We start from the raw sequence: 23,765 nt of genomic DNA, 5'->3' as shown, positions 1-23,765 counted from the left end.
GATGCATCTCCGGAGAGGCTGGCGGGGCGGAGTGCAATGGGACATGGGGACGGCAATGTTGACCGCTCCGGAGTAGGCACCCCCAATGTTTCCAAGAGGTGCGCTTGGCCTGATGCTCGTCCTGGCGACCGGCAGCTGTGCCAGATCCGAAATTGCGAAGGCCGGCCTGTCGCCGGACGGAAGCGTCGCTATCGCAGCCGATGTGTCGCCGGGCGGCATCTTCCAGGTGTCGGTCCGGCATCACGGCACCCCGCTGATCTCGCCGTCACCGGCAGGCATCCTGTTGGCGGACCGCCCGTTCGGCGCGCTCGTCGAGACAGCGCGCGACGCCGTCGTTCCGGCTCCCGGATGCACCGGCGAGCGGATCACGGCGCGCGAGAAGATCCAGGGCGGTCGTAGGGTCATCCTGGAGACGAGCGCGTGCGATGACGGTGCTGCGTTCAGGCTCATCGTTCCGGCGCGGCCGGGCGCGGGCACGTGGCGCGTGACCGGCGAGTCGACGCGCTTCGTCACCGCGCGCAACGATGCCTGTCTGGGGGTTCGTCATGCGAAGTTCTTCAACAGCCATGAAGGCGATTACCGGCCCGTTCGCCTCCGCACGCTGAAGCACGACGATCTCTACGATCTCCCCCTGACATGCGGCACCGGGCATGGCGGTGAGACCTACGCGCTCACCGAGAGCAACATCGAACACTATTCCGCGGCCTATCTGACGGGCACGGCCGCCGGCGACGGCGTCTCGGTCCGCCTGACGCCGCGCCCCGACGATGATCGCCTGGCCGTCGTCCTGCCCGCCGGTAAGCCGATCACGACGCCGTGGCGCATCGTGATGATCGCCGACCGGCCCGAACGGCTGGTCGAAAACCGCATGGTCCAGCGCCTAGCCGCGCCATCCCGGATCGCCGACACGACATGGATCACGCCGGGCAAGGCGGCCTGGGGCTGGTGGTCCGGCCTGCTCGCACCGGACGTGCCCGATGCGGGGCACAACATGGCGACGTACCGGCGTTACATCGACTTTGCCGGGCGCATGGGGCTCCGTTATTATGTCATCGACCAGGGCTGGGCAGCCACGCCATCGGGCAAGGGTCAGCCTGCCGACGTGCTGACTCCGGCCAAGGGCATCGATGTGCCCGCACTGGCCGAATATGCCCGGCAGCGCGGCGTCCGGATCTGGCTGTGGACCGACTGGAAGTCGCTCGACGGACGGATGGATGCCGTCCTCGCGCGCTGGCAGGGCTGGGGCGTGGCGGGGATGAAGGTCGACTTCATCTACCGCCAGGATCAGGCCGTCGTGGGTTTTTATCACCGCCTGCTCGCCACGTCAGCCCAGCACCGCATACTGATCAACATGCACGCCGCGTTCGTGCCGCGTGGTCTGGAGACGACGTACCCAAATTTCCTGACCCAGGAAGGGGCGATGGGTAACGAGTATAATCGGTGGAGCCGCAAGGTCACCGCAGGCTATGATGTCCGGGCGGCCTACACGCGTGCGACGATCGGACCGATGGACTATACGCCGGGTGGCTTCCGAAACGTGACGCCGGCCGCGTTCTCGCCACAGGCGCCCGCGCCCGAGGTGATGACGACGCGGGCGCATCAACTCGCGCTGTTCGTGCTCTATCCAAGTCCCCTGACCAGCCTTGCCGATGCGCCTGTCGCGTACCGGACCTCAGACGGGCGCTGGGCGCCGGGCGTGACCTTCCTCCGCGAAGTGCCGACCACGTGGGACGAAACGCGCGGGATCGCTGGGGCAATGGGCGAATGGATCGCTGTCGCCCGCCGCAAAGGACGTCGTTGGTACTTGGGCGTTATAACCGACAGCAGGGCAAGGACCGTGTCTCTGCCACTCGACTTCCTGCGAGACGGACGCTGGAAGGTACGCGCCTGGCTCGACGGCGATAAGCCAACTGCGATCGATGGACGGAAGGGCGAGATCGGCGCCAACGGCCGACTGGGCGTCCCCATATCGGCAAACGGCGGAGCTGCGCTTATCTTCGAGCGGCGATGAGGGGAAGGCTCGTCATCACGCGCGGGGCGCTAGCGCTGGTACGCCGATCAGTCGCTTCAGGATGAAAGATCTCGATCGGCACGCGTGGCGAGATGCTGGCGGCTTCGACAGCGAGCCGTTGCGTCACTCGCAAATCGCAATCAAGCGACGCGCAAAAATTCGACATGGACTCTGACGTCCCGGCTCGAGAAGGACCAGTTCTCTCCTTCGTCGGTCATCAGGCGTTCGTTCGGGATCAGATGCTCCTTGCCGTCCCGCGTCAGCACCGACATGGCCTGAACACCGATCTTGTTGACCCAGCCAAACGTATCTCCGACCGCGATGACGTCGCCGGGCTTGATCGATCGGTCGAGCAGCAGGATCAGACCCGCGATCAGATTGCCGAGCGTCTTCTGGAGTCCGAACCCGATCGCCAGCCCGAATGCACCCGAGAACACGGCCAACGCGGTGAGATCGATGCCGAGCAGGTCGGTCCCGATAAAGCTCGCCCAGATCACGACCGCGATCTGGGCGAGCTTCTGGAACAGCACCCTTTGCGCCGCGTCGAGCAGACGTGCCCGGCCGATCCAGCGCAGGATAAACCCAGGCAATGCGCGGGCGGCAGGGAAGTACAGACAAGCCATTGAATGCCTGAATCTGGGTCCGCTCAGACCTCGGTGCGTTCGGCCAATTCCAAAGCGTCCTCCACGTCAACGCCCAAGTAACGCACCGTGCTGTCGATCTTGGCATGGCCGAGAAGGATCTGAACGGCGCGGGGGTTGCCAGTCGCCTTGTAGATGATCGATGCGTTCGTGCGCCGCAGCGAGTGCGTCCCATAACCCTGCGCCGGAAGGCCGATGCCGACCACCCACTCGCGCACGAGGCGGGCATATTGCCGCGTGCTCATGTGGTCCATGTAGTCGTTGCGGCTCGGGAAAACGAAGTCGTTCAGTGTACCCCCACGTCGCTCCAACCATGCCCGCATCGTCTTTCGCGCCGTGTCCATTATCTCGAATTGAACCGGTCGTTTGGTTTTCTGCTGAACCACGGCGGCGCGGTCACGGACGCGCCCGCCGGAAACTACATCGCCTATCCGCACCCTGACCACGTCACAGCCGCGCAGCTTGCTGTCGATGGCGAAGTCGAACAGCGCTCGGTCGCGCAGTCGCCTATGCTGGTCGAGCCAGAAGCGAATGGCCCAGACCTGCTGCTGTTTCGGCGCCCGCTTCGCACCGATCAGCCGACCTTCGTTCCAAGGCCGAGGTTCGTGAAAGGCGGGGTCCATTGACGAGTGCCCCATCGATCATCTCCATCGGCCCAGATCGGTCGATCGAGTGTACGCAGGCGGAGTAAACCGGCGGTTTGGAAATATGGTTGATCAGCCGTCGATGATGCTGAACGCGCTGTCGGTTTCGGGCGGCGCCTCGCAGTCTCTGTGCGGCCGGAAGTGGGGCTGCTCGTCGGCAAATGACATTTCAAGCTCCGCCGGCTATTTACAGGGGGTCGTAGTACGAAGCAGGGCGAGACCGCAGGTGTTGCCGCGTGTGCTCTTGCGTTTGTGGATAACCAGGGTTGTGTCACGCCGGTGAAACGTATTTAGCATAGCTACTGGCGGTGAACTCGTGGTCCCCGTCGTCGTCAAAACTCTTCCCGGCCAAGCGATCGTCGATTATGCCGGGCTTGGCGGCGTTCTGCGTGTATTTCGCGATGTACGGGTTTCGCAAGCCGGTCGCCACGGCGGGGTTCGAGGGCGTGCCCGCCGTGTTTGCCGGGCTCGACTACAAGACGGCGCTAATTCTGTCGCAGGCTATCGGCTATGCTGTGTCGAAGATGATCGGGGTGCATGTCGTGTCGGTCCATCGGCCCGAGCATCGCACGCACCTGATCCTCTCGCTGATCGGCGCGGCGTGGGGGGCGTTGCTGCTGCTGGCCTTTCTGCCCGCCCGGTTCGGCCCGGTGGCGATGCTGCTGAACGGCCTGCCGCTCGGCATGATCTGGGGGCTTGTGTTCAGCTATCTGGAGGGGCGACGCAATTCGGAGGTGCTGGCGTCGATCCTGACTGCGAGTTTCATCCTGTCGTCGGGCGTGACTCGGTCGGTTGGCAGTCTGTTGCTCGAGCAGGGTGTCACCGCGTTCTGGATGCCTGCACTGACGGGCCTCATCTTCACGCCGCTGCTGCTGGTCGGCATGGCCGCGCTGACGCGATCCCCACCGCCGGACGTGGCGGACGCTACCGCGCGAGGGGCACGCGGACCAATGAACGCGGCCGCCCGGCGCGCCTTTCTGAAGCGGCATTGGGTGCCGGTGATCGCGTTGGTCGCGGGCTATACGATGCTGGCGGCACTCCGCGACCTGCGCGACAATTTTGCGCCCGAACTGTGGATCGCGCTTCATCATCCAGCGACGCCCGCGCTGTATGCCGCGACCGAAGTGCCCGTGGCGGTGATCGTACTGCTCGGCCTGGCGATGCTGGGGCTGGTCCGCGACAACCGGTATGCGGTGCTCACGATTCACGGCGTCATCATGGCGGGTGCGGCGATCCTGGTGGGATCGATGCTGGCGTTGCGGGCAGGCGCAATCGGCCCGGTCACCGGCATGGTCTTGACCGGCGTCGGTATTTACCTCGCCTATGCCCCGTTCAGCGCGATCCTGTTCGATCGTATCATGGCAGCCAGCCCGTCGCCGGGAACGGCCGGCTTCCTGATCTATCTGGCGGACGCGTTCGGCTATTCGGGCAGCATCGGACTGTTGCTGATGCGGAGCACGACCGCTCCCGGGCGCGACTGGCTCGGGTTGTTTCTCAATGCGGGCGTGCTGACCGGCGCCGCGTTGCTGGTGCTAACGTTCGTCTCGGCACTCTGGTTCGTCCGTCATCCACCGACGCGGTGAAGGGGGTCAGCCTGTGTGAAGCCGGACGCCGGCGCGGGTCGCGGCGTCGGCGATCGTCGTCGGCGCAGGCAGGTCGGTGACCAGATCGTGGACCTGCGCGAACTCGGCGACATGGACGGTGCCCGCGCGGTCGAACTTTCCTGCATCGGCGACGACGATAACCCGGCGCGCACCGTCGAGCAGCGCGCGTTTGTACGCCGCCTCGTCGGGTTCGAAATCCATGAAGCCGCGCTTCGCCTCGATCGCGCCCATCGACAGGATCGTTGCGTCGGGCGAGAAGCCGCGCGAATAGCGGATCGCCTCGGCATCGAACGTCGCACGGTAATCGACGTTGACCGCGCCGCCGGCCAGGAAGACACGGATCCCGTCGCGACCAAGCATGTCGCCTGCAACCTCCAGATTGTTCGTGACGATCGTCAGTCGTCGCCGATCGGCGAGCGCGCGTGCGACCCAGCACGAGGTGGTGCCCGAATCGATCAGCACGGTCATGCCGTCCTCGATCAGCGTTGCGGCACGGCGCGCGATCACCTGCTTTGCGTCCGCCTGGGCCTGCATCCGCAGCCGGTACGGCGCCTCCAGGCGATTGTCGGGAAGCTTGACCCCGCCATGCACCTTGTACGCGCGACCGCTCGCCTCGAGTTGGCGCACGTCGCGCCGGATCGTCTCGTCCGACACCGCGAAGTGATCGGCGAGCATCGTGATCGAACACGATCCTCGCGCTTCGAGCAAAGCGACCAGACTGGCTATACGATCCGACTGCGTCACTACGGCTTCTCCTGTCGCGCCTGTCTCTCCGTATCCCCCGTCCTGCACAAGCCACAAAATACCAATCATATCCACATAATGTCACATCCATGTCACACGGTGCTTGCAAGGGCATCGGCACGGGATGCCCGGCGAAATTCGGACCGCGGCAGGGGAAGACGACATGACCAAGTGGATGATGGGGGCTGCGATCCTCGCGATCGTGGCATCGACGAACGCGCATGCGCAGACGACGGAAACGCCAGCCGCGATGCCGGCCGCGGCATCGACTAACGTGCCGGCCGCAGTGCCGACGCGCGAGGCGGAACAGCCGCGCAGTGACGAGATCGTCGTGACGGGGCAATCCACGGCATTTGCGAACACGCGCGTGACCGCGCCGATGATCGAGCGCCAGTCCGCGCTGTCCAGCGTCAACGACGTCATCAGCGAACTGCCCGGCGTGTTCGTCGGCGAGGGCGATGCGTTCGGGTCGTCCGACTGGGCGACCTCGATCAGCATCCGCGGCTTCAACAGCGGCGGTGGCGGTGGCCAGCAGATCGGCTCGACGATCGACGGCCTGCCGAACGGCGGGTCGGGCTATGGCGGCGGATCGCGCGCCAACCGGTATATCGACGTGCTCGACCTGAAGACCGTCAACGTGTCGCAGGGGACCGCCGACATCTCGTCGCGCTCGAACGAGGCGCTCGGCGCGACGCTGGATTACGTGACCTCCGATCCGACCACGGACAGCCGATTGCGCTTCACCGCGGCGGGCGGCGATTTCGGGGCGCGCAAATTCTACGTGCGCGGCGATACCGGCACGATCGCGCCGAACACGACCGCCTATGTCAGCGCGTCGACATCGCGCGTCCGCGACTGGATCGGCGGATCGGGCAAAACGCGGCGGGATCACCTGGACGCTAAGGTGCTCAGTCGTGTCGGTACGGTCGATCTGACCGGCTTCGTGTCGTACGACGATGCCGACGAGTCCGAGTTCGGATCGGTATCGCCCGCCCAGTTCGCGAACGATCCGAACCATGACGCCTATACCGACAGCTGGACCGGCTTGCCGTATATCGACCAAGCCTATCGCTCGACGTCGCGCGCGCTGCGGAAGAACCTGTTCGGGTATCTGAAGGCTCGTACCGAGGTCGGTGAAGTGAAGCTGCAGGTGGCGGGCTATTACCACCGGATGCGCGGCCGCGGCGATTTCGCGCCGCCCTATCTGGTCGATGTCCGCAACGACGGCAGCGGCAACCCGGAAAGCGAATTTGTCGGCAGCCCGACCGTGCGCGGCAGCGACGCGCTCGGCAAGATCTACTTCGTGAGGCCCACCGGTGCGGCCGCGACCATGACCGCCGGCTGCGTCGGCACCAGCGGCGTACCCGCGGAGTATTCGCCCGCCTGCTACGCGTCCGATGCGACGCCGGTCATGTCGTACCGTCACACCCACTACAAGAATGACCGCATGGGTTTCACGAGCGACGTCGACTGGCAGCATGACTTCGGCGTGGTGCAGAACCAGTTCCGCGCCGGATTCTGGTTCGAGCACAGCCGCGCCAACCAGCTTCGCGACTGGCATAAGATCACCAACGCGCGGGTCGGACCGGCGTTCGACGGCACGCCCTATTACATGCAGTTCAGCACCAACTACGGGCTCGACGAGGTGATGTATTACGCCGAGGACGCGGTGACCTATGGCCCGCTCACCGCACGACTCGGTGTCAAGCAGTTCTTCCTCGACCAGAGCCGGACGGAACTGCTCGGCGACCTGAGCGCGACGTCGATCCAGTCGCATTCCGATCCGCTGATCAACGCCGGCCTGACCTATGTGACGCCGCTACAGGGCATGGAGCTGTTCGCCGGCTATTCGCAGAACTTCGCCGCGATCGGCAACGGCCCGCTCGGCCAGCCGCCCGAGACGATCCGCAACCTGCGGCCGGAAACCGCGAACAATGTCGAGATCGGTGCACGCTACAATACCGGGCGGATCCAGGCGTCGCTCACCGGCTATGACATCAAGTTCAAGAACCAGATCGTCTCGATCTCGTCGAACCTTGTTACCGGGATCGACTATCTGGAACAGCAGGACAGCGTCTATCTGAACGTCGGCGGGGTGAAGAGCCGTGGCATCGAGGCTGCGCTCGCATACCGTGTGCTGCCGCCCCTGACGCTATCGGGCAGCTTCACCTACAACCACGCGACCTATATCGGCACCGGCGACGCAGCACAGGATGCCGATGTCGGCGTGACGCCCGGCCAGCAGGTGATCAATTCGCCGCGGACCATGTGGGTGGTCTCGGCGGGCTATAAGAAGTCGATCTTCAAGGCCGGCATCGCCACCAAGTTCGTCGGCGACCGCAACATCGATACGCAGGGCAAGGCGCAGGCCGGCAGCTTCACGCTGGTGAGCGGCTATGTCGGCGCTGATCTGGAGGCGGTGAGCGAGCAGCTGAAGGGGGTGTCGTTCACGGTGCAGGCGACCAACCTGACCGACGAACGCTATCTGTCGAGCGCCGATGGCGGCTCTGCGTTCCTCGGCACGCCGCGGACCGTGACCGCGTCGCTGTCGCTAGACTTCTGATCCGAAATGGGGTCGCTCGACTTCTGATCCGAAATAGGCATGGTCCGCGTGCGTTTGCGGACCATGTTCTTTACCTGTGGGTTGCTCGATGACCGATGTCTCTCGCCGTACGCTGCTCGGTGCCGGCCTTGCCGGGGCGGCGCTGTCCGCGTTTCCTGCGGCGATCGCGCGGGCGGCGGCGATCGCGCCCGACGTGAAGACGGGCTCGATCATGGATGTCGAGCATGTCGTCATCCTGATGCAGGAGAATCGCGGCTTCGATCATTATTTCGGGTCGCTCCGCGGTGTTCGCGGGTTCGCCGATCGCTTGCCGATCCCCGTTCCTGCCGAGTCTGATGCGACGAAGCCGGCACCGGTCTGGTATCAGCGCGACCGGACGGCCCCGGGCGGCGCGCGCACCGTGTCGCCGTTCCATCTTGCGACGCGCACGAATTTCGACCTGATGCGGATGGAGGGCACGCCGCACAGCTGGCCCGATGCGCAGCGCGGTTGGGACGAGGGGCGGATAGCGCATTGGCCCGAGGCGAAGAGCCAGCGCGCGATGGGACATTACCGACGCGAGGACATTCCGTTCCAGTTCGCGCTCGCCGAGGCGTTCACCGTGTGCGACGCGTATCACTGCTCGGTCCAGACCGGCACCAACACCAACCGGCTGTTCCTGTGGAGCGGCACCAACGATCCCGGCGGCACGCTTGGCGGTCCGGCAATCGGCAATTCACACGACAGCTTTCCCGAGGATGGCGGCAACCCCGAACCGTACCGCTGGACGACGGTGGTCGAGCGGTTGCAGGCGAAGGGTGTCGACTGGCGCATCTACCAGGACATGGCCGACAATTTCACCGACAACCCGCTTGTCGGCTTCGCCGCGTTCCGCGAGGCGCACCGGGGTGGCGGGGACCCGGCGTTGCGCGAGCGCGCGTTGACGACGTGCGGACTGGACGTGTTGCGCGCCGACGTGCTCGCCGGGCGACTGCCGCAAGTGTCGTACGTGATCGCCACTGCGAAGGGCTCCGAGCATCCCGGCCCGTCGAGCCCCGTGCAAGGGGCCGCCTATACGGCCGAGGTGCTCGATGCGCTGACCGCGGATCCGAAGGTCTGGGCGCGGACCGCGTTGCTGGTCATGTTCGACGAGAATGACGGTTTCTTCGATCACATGCCCCCGCCTGCACCGCCGTCGCACGCCGCAGACGGCACGGTCCTCGGCGGCTCGACCGTTGATCTTGAGGGCAGTTATCACGTTCATCCAAGCAAGGGCGATGCCGCGCTCGATCTCCCAGCGTATCGCGGGCGAGCTTACGGGCTTGGCCCGCGTGTGCCGATGTACGTCGTGTCGCCGTGGAGCCGCGGCGGGTGGGTCAATTCTCAGGTGTTCGATCACACCTCGGTGATCCGGTTCCTCGAACGTCGCTTCGATTTCCACGAACCCAACATCGCGCCGTGGCGCCGCGCGGTCTGCGGCGACCTGACGTCGGCATTCGACTTCACCGCTGCCGACCCTGCGCCGTTCGCCGCCATGCCCGACCCGCACGCGGATGCCGTGCGGGCCGCGGCGACACCCAAGCAGGTAAGCCCGCAAGCGCCGGTCGGCATGTCTCTTGCCTGGCAGGAACCCGGCCTTCGCCGATCCCGCCCGCTGCCCTATGCCTTGACCGTCAGCGAGGCGATCGTCGATGGCGCGATCCATCTACGTTTTGCCGCGGAAGGCGAGCAGGCGGCGGTGTTCCACGTCTACGACCGGACCGACCTGGCGCAAGCGCCACGCCGCTTTACCGTCGAGCCCGGACATGCGTTGGAGGGTCGCTGGGCGTTCGGTGCCGAAGGGCGCTACGATCTCTGGGTGCTCGGTCCGAACGGGTTTCACCGACACTTCATGGGGCACAGGGACGACCCGGCGCTATGGTCCGGGCTGGTCTGGCGCGCGACCATGACCGAGATGGCGTTGCTCCTTCCAGCCGGGCACCGCACGCACAAGTTGATCGCGCGGACCGAACGCATCGGCGCGACGGCCCAGGTGACCCCGCTGACCGAAGCGCAGCGTAGCTGGCCGCTGGGCAAGAGCTATGGGTGGTACGACATCACGGTCGTTGCAGCGAAAGTCCCCCACTATCTGCGCCGGGTATCGGGGCGTATCGACGCCCCCGGCCGAATTACGTGTAGCGATCCGTTCGTCACATTGCAGCCGGTCTGACTCTATTCATGTGGTCGCAATAAGACCGTGTATTCGGCACCGCAGCGCAATTCTCCCTTCAGCAATCAAGGAGCGGCAAAACCAAATTTGTCCTGGTCTAAGGGTCTGGGTTTCACCTTGACGAACGAGATAGCTGCCAATCACCACCCCACCCCACCCCTTCAATAGCCTCGCTGGTTGAAGCAATCACCTGAATGAACGGCAGGTTTCGGGGAGCGGTCAAGGCTGTTTGAACGGCGACTTCTGGGTCCTGTCTACCGTTCGATCAAAGCTCCGGCAGTTAACCGAAGCGCCGCCCTCTCATCATCAACTTGGCGCATAACGACCTAAAGCAGTGCCTCGACCCGGAATGGCATCTCCCGCAATCTCTTTCCGGTGGCATGATACACAGCGTTCGCGACGGCTGCTGCGCACCCAGTCATAGCGACTTCGCCCAGACCCTTCGCCCCTAACGAGTTGAACAAATCGTCGGGGCGGTCGACGAAGCCAACGTCGATTTCGCCGATGTCCGCGTTTACCGCGACGACGTAATCGGCAAGGTCATTGTTGAGCCAGCCGCCGTAGCGCGGGTCGACTTCAGTCGCTTCGCGGAGGCACGCGCTGATACCCCAGACGACGCCACCACGTACTTGGCTCTCGGCGGTGCGGGGCGAGATCACGCGGCCGCAATCGGCGACGCTGACCACGCGTGGGACGCGGATGCGGCGGGTGTGTGGTTCGACGTGCACTTCGACGAAGTGGGCGATGTAGCTGAAGCTGGTGAACTGCGGAAAGACCGGGCCGGATACCGCCATGCCGCCCTGCCGCAACCGTGCGATTTCCTTCTCGCCTTGGCCCGGCCCTACGGTCGTCACCTCGATCTCGACCGATGGGCGACGCACCGCGGCGAGCTGACGGTGGAGGTTGCCCCCCGGGGTGCGCCCGGCCAGCAGGTCCGCCATCGTCGCCTTCAGTCTGACGGCGGCCTGTTCAGCTGCGGTGACCGCACTCGCGGTGCCCCAGGATCCGGCGGTCACATGTTGTGGCGCGACCGAGGTGTCGCCGATCGCGATCTCGAGGCCAGCCGGATCGATCGCAAGCTCGCGTATCAGCACCTGTTCGATGGTCGAGCGGATCCCTTGCCCCATCTCGTGACCCGCGGCGGCGAACCGCGTCCGACCGTCGGCACCGACGCGCAGGGTCGCGATCGTCGGATGCACGTTCGCGGGATAGGCACCGCAGCCTACGCCCCAGCCGACCTGCGTGCCGTCCGGGCGCACCATCATGCCCGGCGCAATCGGACGCCCCTTCCAACCGAAGCGGCGCGCGCCCTCGATCAGGCATTCGTTGAGAAAGCACGTCGAGAACGGCTTGTCGTCGATCGGGTCGCGGGTCGCGCGGTGGCGCAAGCGAAAGTCGAGCGGATCGACACCGAGCTCCACTGCCAGTTCGTCGACCGCGCTGTCGAACGCGAAGGACGCCGGATGCGGCGTAGGCGCGCGCATGTAACCCGGCGCCTGCGTGTCGATCCGGATATTGGCGGCGGTGCCGTCATAGTCGGGGATGCCGTACATCATCGGCGGCGATTCGTGATAGGCGGGCGGGAACTGGCCGGCGCGCGACTGCTGCTGATCGGCGTCGTAGCGCACCGCGATCATCCGCCCGGCGGCATCGGCACCGATCTCGATCCGGTGACGGTTCTTCGGCCGGAACGTCGCGTTGTGGAAGACCTGGCCACGCGGCACGACTAGCTTGACCGGTCGGCCCAGCAGCATCGCCGCACGCGCGACCAGTGCGGTCTGGCGCTGCGGCCCGCCTTTCTGCCCAAAGCCGCCGCCGACTTGCGGGCTTTTCACGACCACCTGCTCGGCCGTCAGTCGCAGCGTCCGCATCAGTGCGCCCTTGACCATGTTGCTGCCCTGCGTGCCCTCGTAGACCGTCAGGACGCCATTTTCCCACACCGCCGTCGTCGAGAGCATCTCGATCGGATTATGATGCTGTGCCGGGCTGACATAGTCGGCCTTGTGCCGCGTGACGGCGCGCGCCATCGCCTTCTCGGCATCGCCGCCTCGCGTCGGTTCGACGGGCTGCGTCACGGCACCCTTGTCGTCGATGGTCGCCGTGAAGTCGACCGCGGCATAGGTCGGGCGAATCGCCTCGGCGCCTTCGATCGCGGCTTCCAGGCTGTCGGCGACGACCAGCGCGACCGGCTGGCCGCGATACGCGATGTCGTCGGTGATCGTCGCGGGCGGGGGCGGACCACCCGCGCCGCCGGGCGGCGGTGGCGGGAAATCGGTGGCGGTCAGCACGCGGACGACACCGGCAATACGCATCGCCGCGTCGGTCGAAAGCCCGGTGACCCGCCCCTTCGCGATCGTCGCCGGCACCTGCATCGCATAGAGCATGCCGGGCACCGCGACGTCGGCGGCATATCGGGCAGCGCCGAGTACCTTCTCGCGCGCATCGACGCGGGGGCGGTTGGGAAAGGGGGCGCTGGTCATGCAGGGGTCCTTTTGGCGGCGATCATCAGCGCATCGGCGACCGTGCGCGCGGCAAGATCGATCTTGAAGCCATTGTGCAGGCCGGGTCGCGCACCGGTCAGCGCGGCGCGACCCGCCGCCAGCGCGGTCTCGTCAGTCAGCCGCTGTCCGGCGAGCACCGCTTCCGCGGCCGATGCCCGCCATGGTCGCGTAGCAACGCCGCCCAACGCGATCCGCGCCTGACGCACGGTATCTCCGTCCATCTCGAGCGCCACCGCAGCGGAGGCCAGCGCGAAGGCGTAGCTCTCGCGGTCGCGGATCTTGTGATAGGTCGACCGGCGACCGGCGCGGGTCTTCGGCACGACGATCGCGGTGACGATCTCGTCGGGTGCGAGCGTGAATTCGCGGTGCGGCGTCGTGCCGGGCAGGCGGTAGAGATCGATGACGGGCAGCGACCGCGTGCCGTTCGCGCCCAGAATCTCGACATAGGCGTCGAGCGCGACGAGCGCGATCGGCCAGTCACCGGGCGAGACGGCGGTGCAAGACGTGCTCTGCCCCAGTACAGCCTGCCCGCGGTCGAGCCCGCCGATCGCCGCGCAACCCGATCCCGGCTCGCGCTTGTTGCAGGGATACGTCGTGCCCGCCGAAATGCCGCCGGCGCCGTTGCGGAAGTACAGGCAGCGCGTGCGCTGGAACAGGTTGCCACCGACCGTCGCCATGTTGCGCAACTGCTGCGACGCGGCCTTGCTCAGCGATTCGGCCAGCACGGGATAGTCGCGCAGCACCGTGCGGTCGGCGGCAAGCGCGCTCATCGGCACCAGCGCCCCGAACCGCAGCCGATCGCCGCCGGTGTCGATCGCGTCGAGCCCGCGGATCGCGGTGACGTCGATCAGGTGCAGCGGCCGCTCGATATCGAGCTTCATCAGGTCGTAGAGCGACGTGCCCCCGGCGATGTAGCGTGCGCCCGCGCCCGCTGCGGCAAAGGCCGCAACCGCGGCGCTCGGGCTGTCGGGGCGGACATAGCTGAACCGATGCATCAGCTGCGCCCCTGTGCCGCGACGGCCTCGATCGCCGCGACGATCCCGACATAGGCGCCGCAGCGGCAGATGTTGCCGCTCATATATTCGCGGATCACCGGGCGGCTGGTGGCGTTGCCTTCGCGGATGCAGGCGACTGCAGCCATGATCTGCCCCGGCGTGCAGTATCCGCATTGCAGCGCGTCGTGATCGATGAACGCCTGCTGCATCGGATGCAGCCGGTCGCCATCGGCCAGCCCCTCGATCGTCGTCACCTTACGCCCGTCGGTCTTGACGGCGAGCGTCAGGCACGACGCGATGCGGTGTCCGTCGAGATGGACCGTGCACGCGCCACACTGGCCATGGTCGCAGCCTTTCTTGGCGCCGGTCAGGGCGAGCCGCTCGCGCAGCATATCGAGCAGCGAGGTGCGCGGATCGATCGAGACCGGCGTCGCGCGGCCGTTGACGACGGGGACGATGTCGATCGTCGGACCGGTCGGCGCCGCCGCGACCCCCGCCGCCGCTGCCGGATCTGCGTCCACCAGCATCATGGCCGATGCGATCGCGACCGAGCCACCAAGCGCCGTTCGTCGCGTAACCGCCGTCACGCCGTCATTGGGTTGTTCAGCGCCGCACATGCCCTGCATCCTCATTCTGTCTTTTCCCGTTCGGCGGGCATCGGGAGCCTGCCTGCTGACCGACGTTCCTAACGGCGGCCATGGTTCCCGATCGCACCGATTTTGGCAAGCTAGATCAGGCACTAGCGAGGCCAGTGGTCCAACCGGCCACTGTTCTTTCCGAGCCGACCGGGCGGCTGTTCCGCCACGCAGGACGAAGCCAAACGCACACGCGCCGGGCGGACTTTCCTTTTTCGCGTTTTAGCCGCAAGTAACGGCTGGATGGCGCTCTCACCCGACTATTATTCTGTTCTAGGGGTGCCCTCGACGGCAAGTCGCGACACTATCCACGCCGCGTGGAAAGCGCTGCTCCGTCAATATCACCCCGATGCCAATCATGGTGTGGATGTTTCTGCTCGTGCGAAAGAGATCAACGAGGCGTATGCCGTTTTGGGAAAGAAGGAAGCACGCGCCGCCTATGATCGCTCGCAGATCAGACCGTCTGCCCACCGAGCGACTGCGGACCGCCCGTTTCACCCAAGGAAAGCCGGCAGGCGCCCGATGCGACCTACCCCGTCAATACAGCCCAGCGGTAGCTTCTCGCAGCCGCTAGAGACCAACGAATGGCTGATGGGCCTTTTCCTGCTGATCCTCACCGCCGCACCGATCGCGACAATTCTCGTTCTGTATTACGAGGAATCCGGATTGGTATCTCCGGTTCGACGTAGCGTCGCCGCTCATCCCGTGCCTGAGCCTCCTGCAAAAGCCGTCCGCAGCTCATCAGGCACAAAACTCGGACTTGGACAGCCAGCTTCCTAAACGATCGCCCGATCGCGACATTCGAGTTCGCAGGGTCAGGCGCCAAAAGCGGTCGTAACGCGGAGATAAACGAGCGGCCGAAGTTGGGAACCTGCAAACCAGCCGCGAACGTCTGCAACCGGGCGAAAGCGGTCGTCGATAACCACGGAGAACGGTTAGCCATCGTACGCCGGACAGGAGGGATATTCGTCGACGTTGCCGACCAAGTTATCCAGACTAAACTATTGTAATGTCCACGTTACTCAAGGCCCGGTCGGGCCTCCGATCTTCAGTCGCGATCCGTGACTGACGCACCTGCGTTCGAACGATCCATCACCTCAGAAGCAGTCGCGCGCCGAGGGCCGCGAACAGCGCGGGTGGCATGACTACTGCGCCGACCTTCAGGAAGCGCCAGAAACCGACGTCCTCGCCCTCACGACGGATCGCGGTGAGCCACAGGATGGTGGCGAGCGAACCGGTGATCGACAGGTTCGGGCCGAGATCCACGCCGATCAGCAAGCCGTCCGTTACGATCTGCGGGACGTGCGCCTGCTGGAGCGTGGTGCTGGCGATCAGACCGGCCGGCAGGTTGTTCATCAGGTTCGATCCGAACGCCAGGATCGTGCCGGCCACACCAGCGGTGATCGACGGCGACCGTGACGCCCCCGCCGCCAGCCAGCGCGCCAGCATCGCGATCACGCCGGTGCTGGCCAGCGCCTCGACCAGCACGAACAGCCCGGCGACCAGCGGCAGCACCGCCCAGGAGACCGAGCCGAGCGTCGACAGCGGCGACTTGCGACCGCCGATGCAGATCGCGGCCAGCGTCGCGATGCCGGCGAGACAGGTAGGCAGGCCGAGATCATGGCCCTGTGCCGACGCCGCGATCAGCAGCACCGCGGTTGCGATGATGCCGCCGAGCGCGATCTTGCCGCCCCGGGGCAGCATATCGGTCTCGACGACGGTCTCGCAATTGCCAGCGAGGCGCTCGCGTTCGACCCAGCGCAGGACCAGGAACGTCACGCCGATCGACAGCAGCGACGGCAGCGCGAACGAGGCCATCCATACGCCCAGCGACGGCATCTCGCCGCCGTACAGCACGAGGTTCGCGGGATTGGAGATCGGCAGCACGAAGCTCGCGGCGTTGGCGATCAACGCACACGCGAACAGCATCGGTAGCGGATCCGCCTTCGCCCGCTTCGCCGCGGCATACACCGCAGGAGTCAGCACCACCGCCGTCGCGTCGTTCGACAGAAAGGTAGTCACGACGATCCCGACCCCGAAGACGAGCGCGAAAAGCCGGCTGGTCGATCCCTTCGCAAGCCTGACGGCGTGCGCGGCGACCCAGTCGAACAGCCCCGCGTTGCGGGCGACTTCGGACAGCAGCATCATGCCGACCAGGAAAAGATAGACGTCGCCACCCTTGAGCACCGCACGCCACGCGGCACCGGGGGACAAGAGCCCGAAGACGAGCAGCACTGCTGCGCCGACAACCGCCCATACGGCCTCGGGTAGCTTGAACGGGCGCGCGATCACCCCGAAGGTGGCGATGAAACAGATCGCCCAGATCGCATAGGTCTGCGCGGTCACGCTTCCGACATCCGGAGCCGCCGGGCCATTCTCGTCATTCCAGCAATCATCCGAGCCTGCGCGACCACGGCCAGCGCGCGAAAGCGCGACAGTCCTTCATACCCATCAGCCTCGTCGACGTGAAGATCGCCGAAGTGAATCCAGGTCAGGCATCCTGCCATTATACTAGCCCCAAAGTCTTCGTACGCCTCCCGGTCGAGCGTCGCTCCATAGCGTGGCTGGGTGATCATCGTTCCGTGACATTTTATTCACGATTCCACGCTTAACCGCGCGGTTCAGTTTCAGTTTAGCTTTTGACTTCACTGGGAAATAGCGGATCGAACTATATTTATTGTCCACGGAAACTTTCCTTCGGGCGATAGCTTTAGCGATCCGATGGCCGACGGGTTTCCCGACCGCGCCGGGTTCAGCGACGCCGACTCTCAGGGAATTGCCATGGCCAGTACGACGGGTGACGGTTTCGCCGAAGACGCCAGCGGCAACGGGGGCGCCGAGACCGTCGGCGGCAAGGCCGCGCCGAACACGACGCTCGACGCACTGAACTTCTTCCTCGCCGACGTGCGCGATGGCCTGGGGCCGTATCTGGCGATCTATCTCCTGGCCGTGCGCGGTCCGGCGCACGGCTGGAACGAGGCGACGGTCGGCATGATCCTGACGATCGCCGGGATCGTCGGGCTGATATCGCAGACGCCCGCCGGCGGCCTGATCGATCGCGGCAAGAATAAGCCGCGGATCGTGATGATCGCCGCGCTGCTGGTCACGCTCAGCAGCATCTCGCTGCCGATCGTCACCGGCTTCACCGCGGTCGCCGTCACCCAGTCGATCGCGGCGATCGCGGGCGCGGTGTTCGCCCCGGCGATCTCGGCGATCACGCTCGGCCTGGTCGGCCCCAAGCTGTTCGCCAAGCGGGTTGGCCGCAACGAGGCGTTCAATCACGCCGGCAACGCGGTATCGGCGGCGCTGGCGGGCGTGCTCGCGTGGAAGTTCGGGCCGGTCGTCGTGTTCTGGCTCATGGGCGCGCTCACCGTCGCCAGCATCGTGACGGCGTCGCGGATCGACAATAGCGACATCGACAACGCGGTCGCGCGCGGCCTCGATTGCGAACCCGAGGACGGCTGCGAGGAACCGAGCGGCTGGAAGACGCTGATCGAGAACAGGCCGCTGATGATCTTCGCGGTCACCGCTTTCCTGTTCCACCTCGCCAATGCGGCGATGCTGACGTCGGTCAGCCAGTTGCTGTCGCGGACCGTCGGCAAGGATCAGGCGACCTCGCTCACCGCGGCCTGCATCGTCGCCGCGCAACTGGTGATGGTACCGGTCGCGATCGTCGTCGGCCGCAATACCGAGAAATGGGGCACCAAACCCCTGTTCCTGGTCGCGTTCGGGTTCCTCGCGGCGCGCGGCGCGCTGTATACGGTGTCGGACAATCCGTGGTGGCTGGTCGGCGTGCAGGCGCTCGACGGCGTGGGCGCGGGCATTTTCGGCGCGCTGTTCCCGGTGGTGATCGCCGATCTGACCAAGGGCACGGGACGGTTCAACGTCAGCCAGGGTGCGGTAGCCAGCGCGCAGGGTCTCGGCGCCGCGCTGTCGGCGACGCTGGCCGGGGCGATCATCGTCTGGTCGGGCTACACGACAAGCTTTCTGACGCTCGCGACGATCGCGGGTGTTGGACTGGCGCTCTACGTCATCGCGATGCCGGAGACGAAGGAAAGCGCGAACACCGCTGCGTGAAGCCGGGTCGCAGATGACCTCCGGCGCTTTCCCGGCATGGTACATATCGACCATTCTCTGGCACAAAACTACCAGGAACCAAGCGCTTACAGAGCAGTTTATGCGTCCAGTCCGGTTGCAACGGTGGCGTAACAAACGCGCTCTCGATGTCACCGATCGCCGTTGCGCGATGCGCGACGGGTCTTTTGAAAGGATTACGATCATGAACAAGGACGAATTCCAGGGCGGCGCCCGCTATGTCGGCGGCAAGGTCGAAAAGGCCGTTGGCGATACCGTGAACAGCCGCGACTGGCAGGTCGACGGCGTCGTCGATCAGGTCGCCGGCGGCGCACAGAATCTTTACGGTCGCGCCAAGTCGGCGATCAACGACGCGGTCGACGGTGCGCCCGAACTGGCCGAGAAGATCGGCAGCGAGGCACGCGACGCCGGCGAACGTGCCGCCGAGGTAGCGCGTCGGGGGGCCGCATCGGCCCAGGCTTCGGCGCAGGACGCACCCGTGCTGTGGGCGCTCGGTGCGGCCGCGATGGGCTACGGCATCGCGTGGCTCGTGCACGGTCGGCGCGACTGATCCCGTGGCTACGGACCCCGCCCCCTTGGCTCCGGCCCTCAAGTCGCTCCGCGACTCCGCCGATCTGCGCCACCTGCGCCAGATCATCGCGGGGCTGAACGAGGGCGTGATCCTCATCGACCCCGATCAGGCGATCCTGTGGGCCAATCATGCGGCTCTCGGGATGCACGGGGTAGACTCGGTCGAGGATCTCGGCAGCACGGTCGACGATTACCGCCAGCGATTCCAGTTGCGGTATCGCAACAACCACAAGCTGAACGACTCCGACTATCCGATCGAGCGGGTGGTGTCGGGCGAGGCGTTCTCGCAGGTGGTCGTCGAGGTCGCGGTGGCGGGCGAGCGCGAGCCACGCTGGGTCCATCAGGTCCGCAGCCTGGTCCTGACCAACGAGGCCGAAGAACCGGAATGCCTCGTCCTGATTATCCAGGACGTATCGGCGCGGTTCGAGGCGGAGGACCGCTTCGAACAGTCGTTCAACGCCAATCCGGCGCCGGCGATCATCGCCCGCCTGTGCGACCTTCGTTTCGTGAAGGTCAACCAGGGCTTCATCGACATGACCGGGCACGACCGCGACGCCATTCTGTCGCGCAGTGTCTACGACATCGACGTGCTGGCGCGCGCCGACAAGCGCGACCTCGCCAAGGAGCGGCTGAAGGAGGGACGCACGATCCCGCAGATGGAGGCCGAACTGGATCTTCCCGGGGGTGCCACCAAGCTGGTCATCGTTGCCGGACAGCCGATCGACATGAGCGGGCAGCCGTGCATGTTGTTCACCTTTGCCGATCTCGAGCCGCGGCGCAAAGCGGAACAGGCGCTTCGTCAGAGCGAGGAACGCTTCACGCGGACGTTCTCGCTTGCTCCCGTGGCGTTGGCGATCGGCGCGCTCGACGGCCACCGGCTGTGCGACGTGAACGAAGCCTTCACCGATTTGACTGGCTACACCGCCGACGAGATCGTGGGACGCCCGCTCGACGAGGTCGACCTGTGGGAAACGCCGGCGATTCGCCAGGCGATGGAAAGCGAGATCGAGGCCGGCACGCCGATCCGCGACCGCGAGGTTCGCCTGCGTCTCAAGGAGGGGCAGGTCATCGACTGCATCGTGTCGACCGAACCGATCATGCTCGGCGACGAGGCCTGTGTGCTGTGGGCCATGCGCGACATCAGCACGCGCAAAGCGTCGGAGCGCGAACTCGTCAATGCGATCGAGGCGGTGATGAAGGATACGAGCTGGCTCAGCCGGTCGATCATGGAGAAACTCGCGCGTATCCGTACGCCGCAGGCCGAGCCGATCGGCGTCGGGCTGGACGAACTGACGCAGCGCGAGCGTGAAGTACTGGCGCTGATCTGTCGCGGGCTCGACGACAAGTCGATCGCGCGATCGCTCAACGTGTCGGGCAACACCGTGCGCAATCACGTCGCACGGATCTATTCGAAGATCGGGGTCAATCGTCGCAACGCCGCCGCCGCATGGGCGCGCGCACGCGGCTTCGACGGCGATTCCATGCCGGCACCCACGCCGCGCGCCGATTCACATTCCCTGGAGGCGACGGCATGACCCGCGCAAAAGATCTCGAGCAGGACGGTTCGCCGCATGACACGGAAACCACGCCCGCCGAAGACCGCGCACGTGTCCGCCAAGCCCGGGAATCAGTGCAGGATGCGATCGGCAAGATCATCGGCGAGCAGCCGGATGGCGATGCCGACGTCCCGGATGGCGATGTCCCGGACGCCGATGTTGGCAGCGGCGACAGGGTCGATGTGCGCAAGCCCGGCTACCCGCCCGCGAAGCGCGGCCAGCGCAGCGACGAGAACGGCGCAGACTAACGCCGTCTTTCGTCAGTTTTTATAACAGGAGTATTTATGGCTACCCATCTGACGCCCGGCGGTTTGCCGGTCGACGACATTCGTTATGCGAAGACCCCGACGCGCGTATCCTGGGGCGCGATCTTTGCGGGCGTCGTGCTCGCGATCGCGATCCAGCTCGTGCTCGGCATCCTCGGGACCGGCATCGGTCTCACCCTCGTCGATCCCGTCGAGGGCACCACGCCGGGGGCAGCCGGCTTTGGTATCGGCGCGGGTATCTACTGGGTGATCACGACGATCATCGCGCTCGGCGCCGGCGGCTATGCGGCGGCACGCGTTGCTGGCGTGCAGGACCGTTTCGACGGCCTGGTCCACGGCCTGGTCGTGTGGGGCGTCACGCTCATCCTGACCTTGTACCTGCTCACCTCGGCCGTTGGCGGCATCATCGGGGGTGCATTCCGCACCGTCGGGTCAGTCGCGACCGCAGCCGATAGCGGCATCGGCGCCGCAGCACCCAAGGTCGCCGACGTCGCGAACGTCGACGTGACCGATGTGCGCCAGGAAGCCGCAGAATATCTGTCGGACGCGCCGTCGGATCCTGCCCTAATGACGCCCGAGCAGGCCCAGAAGGAAATCGCCAAGCAGCTGCCAGCGCTTGCGCGCGGTGGCCAGGACGGCGCGCAGGCCGAGAGCCGGATCGTCGACATCGTCGCCGCCCAGCGCAAGATCAGCCGCCCCGAGGCCCAGGCCCAGGTCACGCGCGCCAAGGCACAGTTCGTGAAGACCAAGAACGACACGATCGAGACCGCCAAGTCGGCCACCGACGTAGCCGCCGGTGCCGCTGCCGGGACGTCGTTCATGGTCGTGATCGCGTTGCTGATCGGTGCCGCAGCCGCTGGCTTCGGCGCAACCACCGCAGCGCGTCGCCGCGTGTAACGGGCCGCGTGTAACGGGCCGCGTGTAACGGGCCGCGTGTAACGGGCCGCGTGTAACGGGCCGCGTGTAACAGCCTGAGATCGGTATCCGATACCGATTCGGCGCGATGCCGGGTAGAGCATCGCGCCACCCTCAGAGTTCAGCGCGTCGAGGGCGGCGGTCCAGCAGCGATGTTGGAGCGCCGCCTTCGACCGTGCGGAACCACTTGTATCAAATCCGTCCGGACCGACCGTGGATCGCCGGACGCGGAGAGTGACGACTATGGAAATTTCCCCTGACGACGCACTGTCGCTCCGCTCGGCGATCGCCTGGGCCCTGCATCTCGCCGACGAGCAAGATGACACGCTCGTCGCTGCGATACTTGCCAACGCGCTGGAAACGGCTGAACGGTCTGGCGCCGGGTCGCTTGGAAACGATGCCGATAAAATCGCGACAATCTAGACCACCAGGGGTCAAGGGGGCGGCTTCGACAGACGATCGCGTCCCGATACGGCACTGCGGTATGGAGCGCGGCAAACCGATTTTGCGGGAAACGGCTCGCGCGAGAAAAGGGAATAACGCGTGCGAGCCGCAGTCCGGATGGCCAGCGACGGTCTTGGGAACGCTAGCCGACTGCCGGATCATGCGCCAGCGTTTCGCCCGGATCAAGGAGATATTTGAAGAGGGAGTATGCCGATCCGCCATGGTGACGAGCCATCGGTGGAGCGACGAACCGACATACCCTCGTTCAAATCGATAACCCATTGAGTCGGATGCATATCGCCGGCGATTTTGCTGCATTCGACGACATCGAACCGGCCTATTTCCGACCGCGTCGACAGTCCGTCAGATCAGCGCGTCGAGCAGGCCGATCAACGGGCGGTCCGCTGGTGGCATTGCAAGGTCGTGCATATCCGCGGGTCGGACCCAGCGCAGCGCCGCAGCTTCGAGCGCACGCGGCACCCCGCTCCACTTGCGCGTGATGTAGAGCAACAGCAGCAGGTGACGATCGCCCAGCGGTGCGCTGGCGAACGCCGCGGGCGCGAGACAGGCATGCGGCACGGCAATGCCCAGCTCCTCCTCCAGTTCGCGGATCAGCGCGCCTTCCGGCGTTTCGCCCGGTTCGACCTTGCCGCCGGGAAACTCCCAAAGGCCGGCGAGCGATTTCCCCTCCGGACGCTGCTGCAGCAGAACGCGACCGTCCAGGTCGACCAGCGCGGCCGCGACGACGGGTAACAGCAACGATCCCGCCGTACCGGACTGAATGTTGGTCATTCCTTAAGCTCCCCACGACTAGATCAGCCCCATGAGGCCGAAAGATTTCGCAACATCCCTGATCGTCCGGACGATCGCGCGCGCGTTGCGTCAACAGCGCGGCGCGACCGCAATCGAATATGGCCTGATCCTCGCCTTCGTCGTGATCGCGATGATCGTCGGCCTGACCGCATTGGCCAACTCGACCACGGGTATGTGGAACAGCGTCAATACCCAGGTCAGTACCGCGCGCTGACCTGGAAAGAAACCGGGCCGCCTTAAGCCTTTCTCAACGCACGACTCGTACTTCTTGAACTGCTGATCCGGCCTGTCCGGTCCAGCCGGGTGACACTGAAGCAATCCAACGATGGAGACCGGAATGAAGACGATTCGCAAGTTTTTCAAGAACAGCAAGGGCGCGACCGCAATCGAGTACGGCCTCATCGCCGCGCTGATCGCCGTTGCCGCCATCGCGGCGATGCAGGGCCTGGGCAACAGCCTGAACAAGACGTTCAACAACGTCTCGACCAAGCTGAACGGTTCGACTGGTACCTGATCACTGATAGATCACGAAGCAATCTACGAGATGGGGCGGCGAGACTTTGTTTCGCCGCCTTTTTCG

Annotated in this window: 21 protein-coding genes and 1 pseudogene; 13 read left to right on the top strand and 9 right to left on the bottom strand. The window is 65.5% G+C overall.

Annotation, left to right across the window (positions count from 1 at the left end):
- The first annotated feature begins 85 nt into the window (after positions 1-85).
- Positions 86-2,011 (top strand): glycoside hydrolase family 97 protein, encoded by a 1,926-nt coding sequence (locus EQZ23_RS11225; protein WP_128454470.1) that lies wholly within the window; start codon positions 86-88, stop codon positions 2,009-2,011.
- A gap of 79 nt (positions 2,012-2,090) precedes the next feature.
- On the opposite strand, the pseudogene EQZ23_RS11220 reads toward EQZ23_RS11225, so the two are convergent.
- Positions 2,091-2,580: pseudogene (locus tag EQZ23_RS11220) on the bottom strand (mechanosensitive ion channel domain-containing protein); the annotation flags it as partial.
- Between the two features lie 77 nt (positions 2,581-2,657).
- The gene (locus EQZ23_RS11215; protein ID WP_240663500.1) at positions 2,658-3,275 is read right to left on the bottom strand and encodes a tyrosine-type recombinase/integrase; all 618 of its coding nucleotides are present in this window, start codon (positions 3,273-3,275) and stop codon (positions 2,658-2,660) included.
- Between the two features lie 386 nt (positions 3,276-3,661).
- Between EQZ23_RS11215 and EQZ23_RS11210 the strand changes: the two genes are divergently transcribed.
- Positions 3,662-4,879, top strand: a complete 1,218-nt coding sequence (locus EQZ23_RS11210; RefSeq protein ID WP_164913428.1) for a DUF5690 family protein — start codon at positions 3,662-3,664, stop codon at positions 4,877-4,879.
- A gap of 6 nt (positions 4,880-4,885) precedes the next feature.
- Here the strand turns inward: EQZ23_RS11210 and EQZ23_RS11205 are convergent, their stop codons facing one another.
- Positions 4,886-5,644 carry a DeoR/GlpR family DNA-binding transcription regulator gene (locus EQZ23_RS11205; protein ID WP_240663499.1) on the bottom strand — a complete coding sequence of 253 codons (759 nt, stop codon included), beginning with the start codon at positions 5,642-5,644 and terminating at the stop codon, positions 4,886-4,888.
- A 163-nt stretch (positions 5,645-5,807) separates the two neighbouring features.
- Between EQZ23_RS11205 and EQZ23_RS11200 the strand changes: the two genes are divergently transcribed.
- Complete coding sequence (locus EQZ23_RS11200; protein ID WP_128454466.1) at positions 5,808-8,207, top strand: TonB-dependent receptor; 2,400 nt, start codon at positions 5,808-5,810, stop codon at positions 8,205-8,207.
- Between the two features lie 88 nt (positions 8,208-8,295).
- Complete coding sequence (locus EQZ23_RS11195) at positions 8,296-10,395, top strand: phospholipase C, phosphocholine-specific (protein ID WP_128454465.1); 2,100 nt, start codon at positions 8,296-8,298, stop codon at positions 10,393-10,395.
- A gap of 326 nt (positions 10,396-10,721) precedes the next feature.
- Here EQZ23_RS11195 and EQZ23_RS11190 read toward each other — a convergent pair whose 3' ends face one another.
- The 3 genes from EQZ23_RS11190 to EQZ23_RS11180 are packed head-to-tail and all read right to left on the bottom strand — an operon-like array spanning position 10,722 to position 14,508.
- Positions 10,722-12,875, bottom strand: a complete 2,154-nt coding sequence (locus EQZ23_RS11190; RefSeq protein WP_128454464.1) for a xanthine dehydrogenase family protein molybdopterin-binding subunit — start codon at positions 12,873-12,875, stop codon at positions 10,722-10,724.
- Entirely contained in the window at positions 12,872-13,891 is a 1,020-nt protein-coding gene (locus tag EQZ23_RS11185; RefSeq protein ID WP_128454463.1) for a xanthine dehydrogenase family protein subunit M, read from the bottom strand. The genes EQZ23_RS11190 and EQZ23_RS11185 overlap by 4 nt, the downstream gene beginning before the upstream one ends.
- On the bottom strand, positions 13,891-14,508 hold the full coding sequence (locus EQZ23_RS11180) for a (2Fe-2S)-binding protein (RefSeq protein ID WP_128454462.1): 618 nt from the start codon (positions 14,506-14,508) through the stop codon (positions 13,891-13,893). Before EQZ23_RS11180 ends, EQZ23_RS11185 begins: the two co-directional genes overlap by 1 nt.
- Positions 14,509-14,769: 261 nt before the next feature.
- Between EQZ23_RS11180 and EQZ23_RS11175 the strand changes: the two genes are divergently transcribed.
- The gene (locus tag EQZ23_RS11175; RefSeq protein ID WP_128454461.1) at positions 14,770-15,306 is read left to right on the top strand and encodes a DnaJ domain-containing protein; all 537 of its coding nucleotides are present in this window, start codon (positions 14,770-14,772) and stop codon (positions 15,304-15,306) included.
- A gap of 312 nt (positions 15,307-15,618) precedes the next feature.
- On the opposite strand, the gene EQZ23_RS11170 is transcribed toward EQZ23_RS11175, so the two are convergent.
- Positions 15,619-16,872 carry an arsenic transporter gene (locus EQZ23_RS11170; RefSeq protein ID WP_128454460.1) on the bottom strand — a complete coding sequence of 418 codons (1,254 nt, stop codon included), beginning with the start codon at positions 16,870-16,872 and terminating at the stop codon, positions 15,619-15,621.
- On the bottom strand, positions 16,869-17,102 hold the full coding sequence (locus tag EQZ23_RS11165; RefSeq protein WP_128454459.1) for a hypothetical protein: 234 nt from the start codon (positions 17,100-17,102) through the stop codon (positions 16,869-16,871). Before EQZ23_RS11165 ends, EQZ23_RS11170 begins: the two co-directional genes overlap by 4 nt.
- Before the next feature lie 205 nt (positions 17,103-17,307).
- Between EQZ23_RS11165 and EQZ23_RS11160 the strand changes: the two genes are divergently transcribed.
- The 6 genes from EQZ23_RS11160 to EQZ23_RS11135 all read left to right on the top strand — a co-directional run bounded on the left by EQZ23_RS11160 (position 17,308) and on the right by EQZ23_RS11135 (position 22,351).
- Entirely contained in the window at positions 17,308-18,603 is a 1,296-nt protein-coding gene (locus EQZ23_RS11160) for an MFS transporter (protein WP_128454458.1), read from the top strand.
- Between the two features lie 202 nt (positions 18,604-18,805).
- Positions 18,806-19,171: a CsbD family protein gene (locus EQZ23_RS11155; protein ID WP_128454457.1), complete on the top strand. Its 366-nt coding sequence runs from the start codon at positions 18,806-18,808 to the stop codon at positions 19,169-19,171.
- Between the two features lie 25 nt (positions 19,172-19,196).
- Positions 19,197-20,726, top strand: a complete 1,530-nt coding sequence (locus tag EQZ23_RS11150; protein ID WP_128454456.1) for a PAS domain S-box protein — start codon at positions 19,197-19,199, stop codon at positions 20,724-20,726.
- Positions 20,723-20,995, top strand: a complete 273-nt coding sequence (locus tag EQZ23_RS11145) for a hypothetical protein (protein WP_128454455.1) — start codon at positions 20,723-20,725, stop codon at positions 20,993-20,995. Before EQZ23_RS11150 ends, EQZ23_RS11145 begins: the two co-directional genes overlap by 4 nt.
- A 36-nt stretch (positions 20,996-21,031) precedes the next feature.
- A complete protein-coding gene (locus EQZ23_RS11140; RefSeq protein WP_128454454.1) occupies positions 21,032-21,910 on the top strand; it encodes a hypothetical protein in 879 nt (292 codons plus the stop codon).
- 261 nt (positions 21,911-22,171) lie between these two features.
- Positions 22,172-22,351 carry a hypothetical protein gene (locus EQZ23_RS11135; protein WP_128454453.1) on the top strand — a complete coding sequence of 60 codons (180 nt, stop codon included), beginning with the start codon at positions 22,172-22,174 and terminating at the stop codon, positions 22,349-22,351.
- Positions 22,352-22,735: 384 nt separating this feature from the next.
- Here EQZ23_RS11135 and EQZ23_RS11130 read toward each other — a convergent pair whose 3' ends face one another.
- Positions 22,736-23,164 (bottom strand): (deoxy)nucleoside triphosphate pyrophosphohydrolase, encoded by a 429-nt coding sequence (locus tag EQZ23_RS11130; RefSeq protein WP_128454452.1) that lies wholly within the window; start codon positions 23,162-23,164, stop codon positions 22,736-22,738.
- Positions 23,165-23,195: 31 nt separating this feature from the next.
- Between EQZ23_RS11130 and EQZ23_RS11125 the strand changes: the two genes are divergently transcribed.
- Positions 23,196-23,399, top strand: a complete 204-nt coding sequence (locus EQZ23_RS11125; RefSeq protein WP_128454451.1) for a Flp family type IVb pilin — start codon at positions 23,196-23,198, stop codon at positions 23,397-23,399.
- A gap of 123 nt (positions 23,400-23,522) precedes the next feature.
- A complete protein-coding gene (locus tag EQZ23_RS11120; RefSeq protein ID WP_128454450.1) occupies positions 23,523-23,699 on the top strand; it encodes a Flp family type IVb pilin in 177 nt (58 codons plus the stop codon).
- Positions 23,700-23,765: the final 66 nt, after the last annotated feature.

Source organism: Sphingomonas sp. UV9, from assembly GCF_004101245.1.
Taxonomy (GTDB): domain Bacteria; phylum Pseudomonadota; class Alphaproteobacteria; order Sphingomonadales; family Sphingomonadaceae; genus Sphingomonas.
Note: the sequence above shows the minus strand (reverse complement) of the source record. Positions and strands in the feature narration are given on the sequence as shown.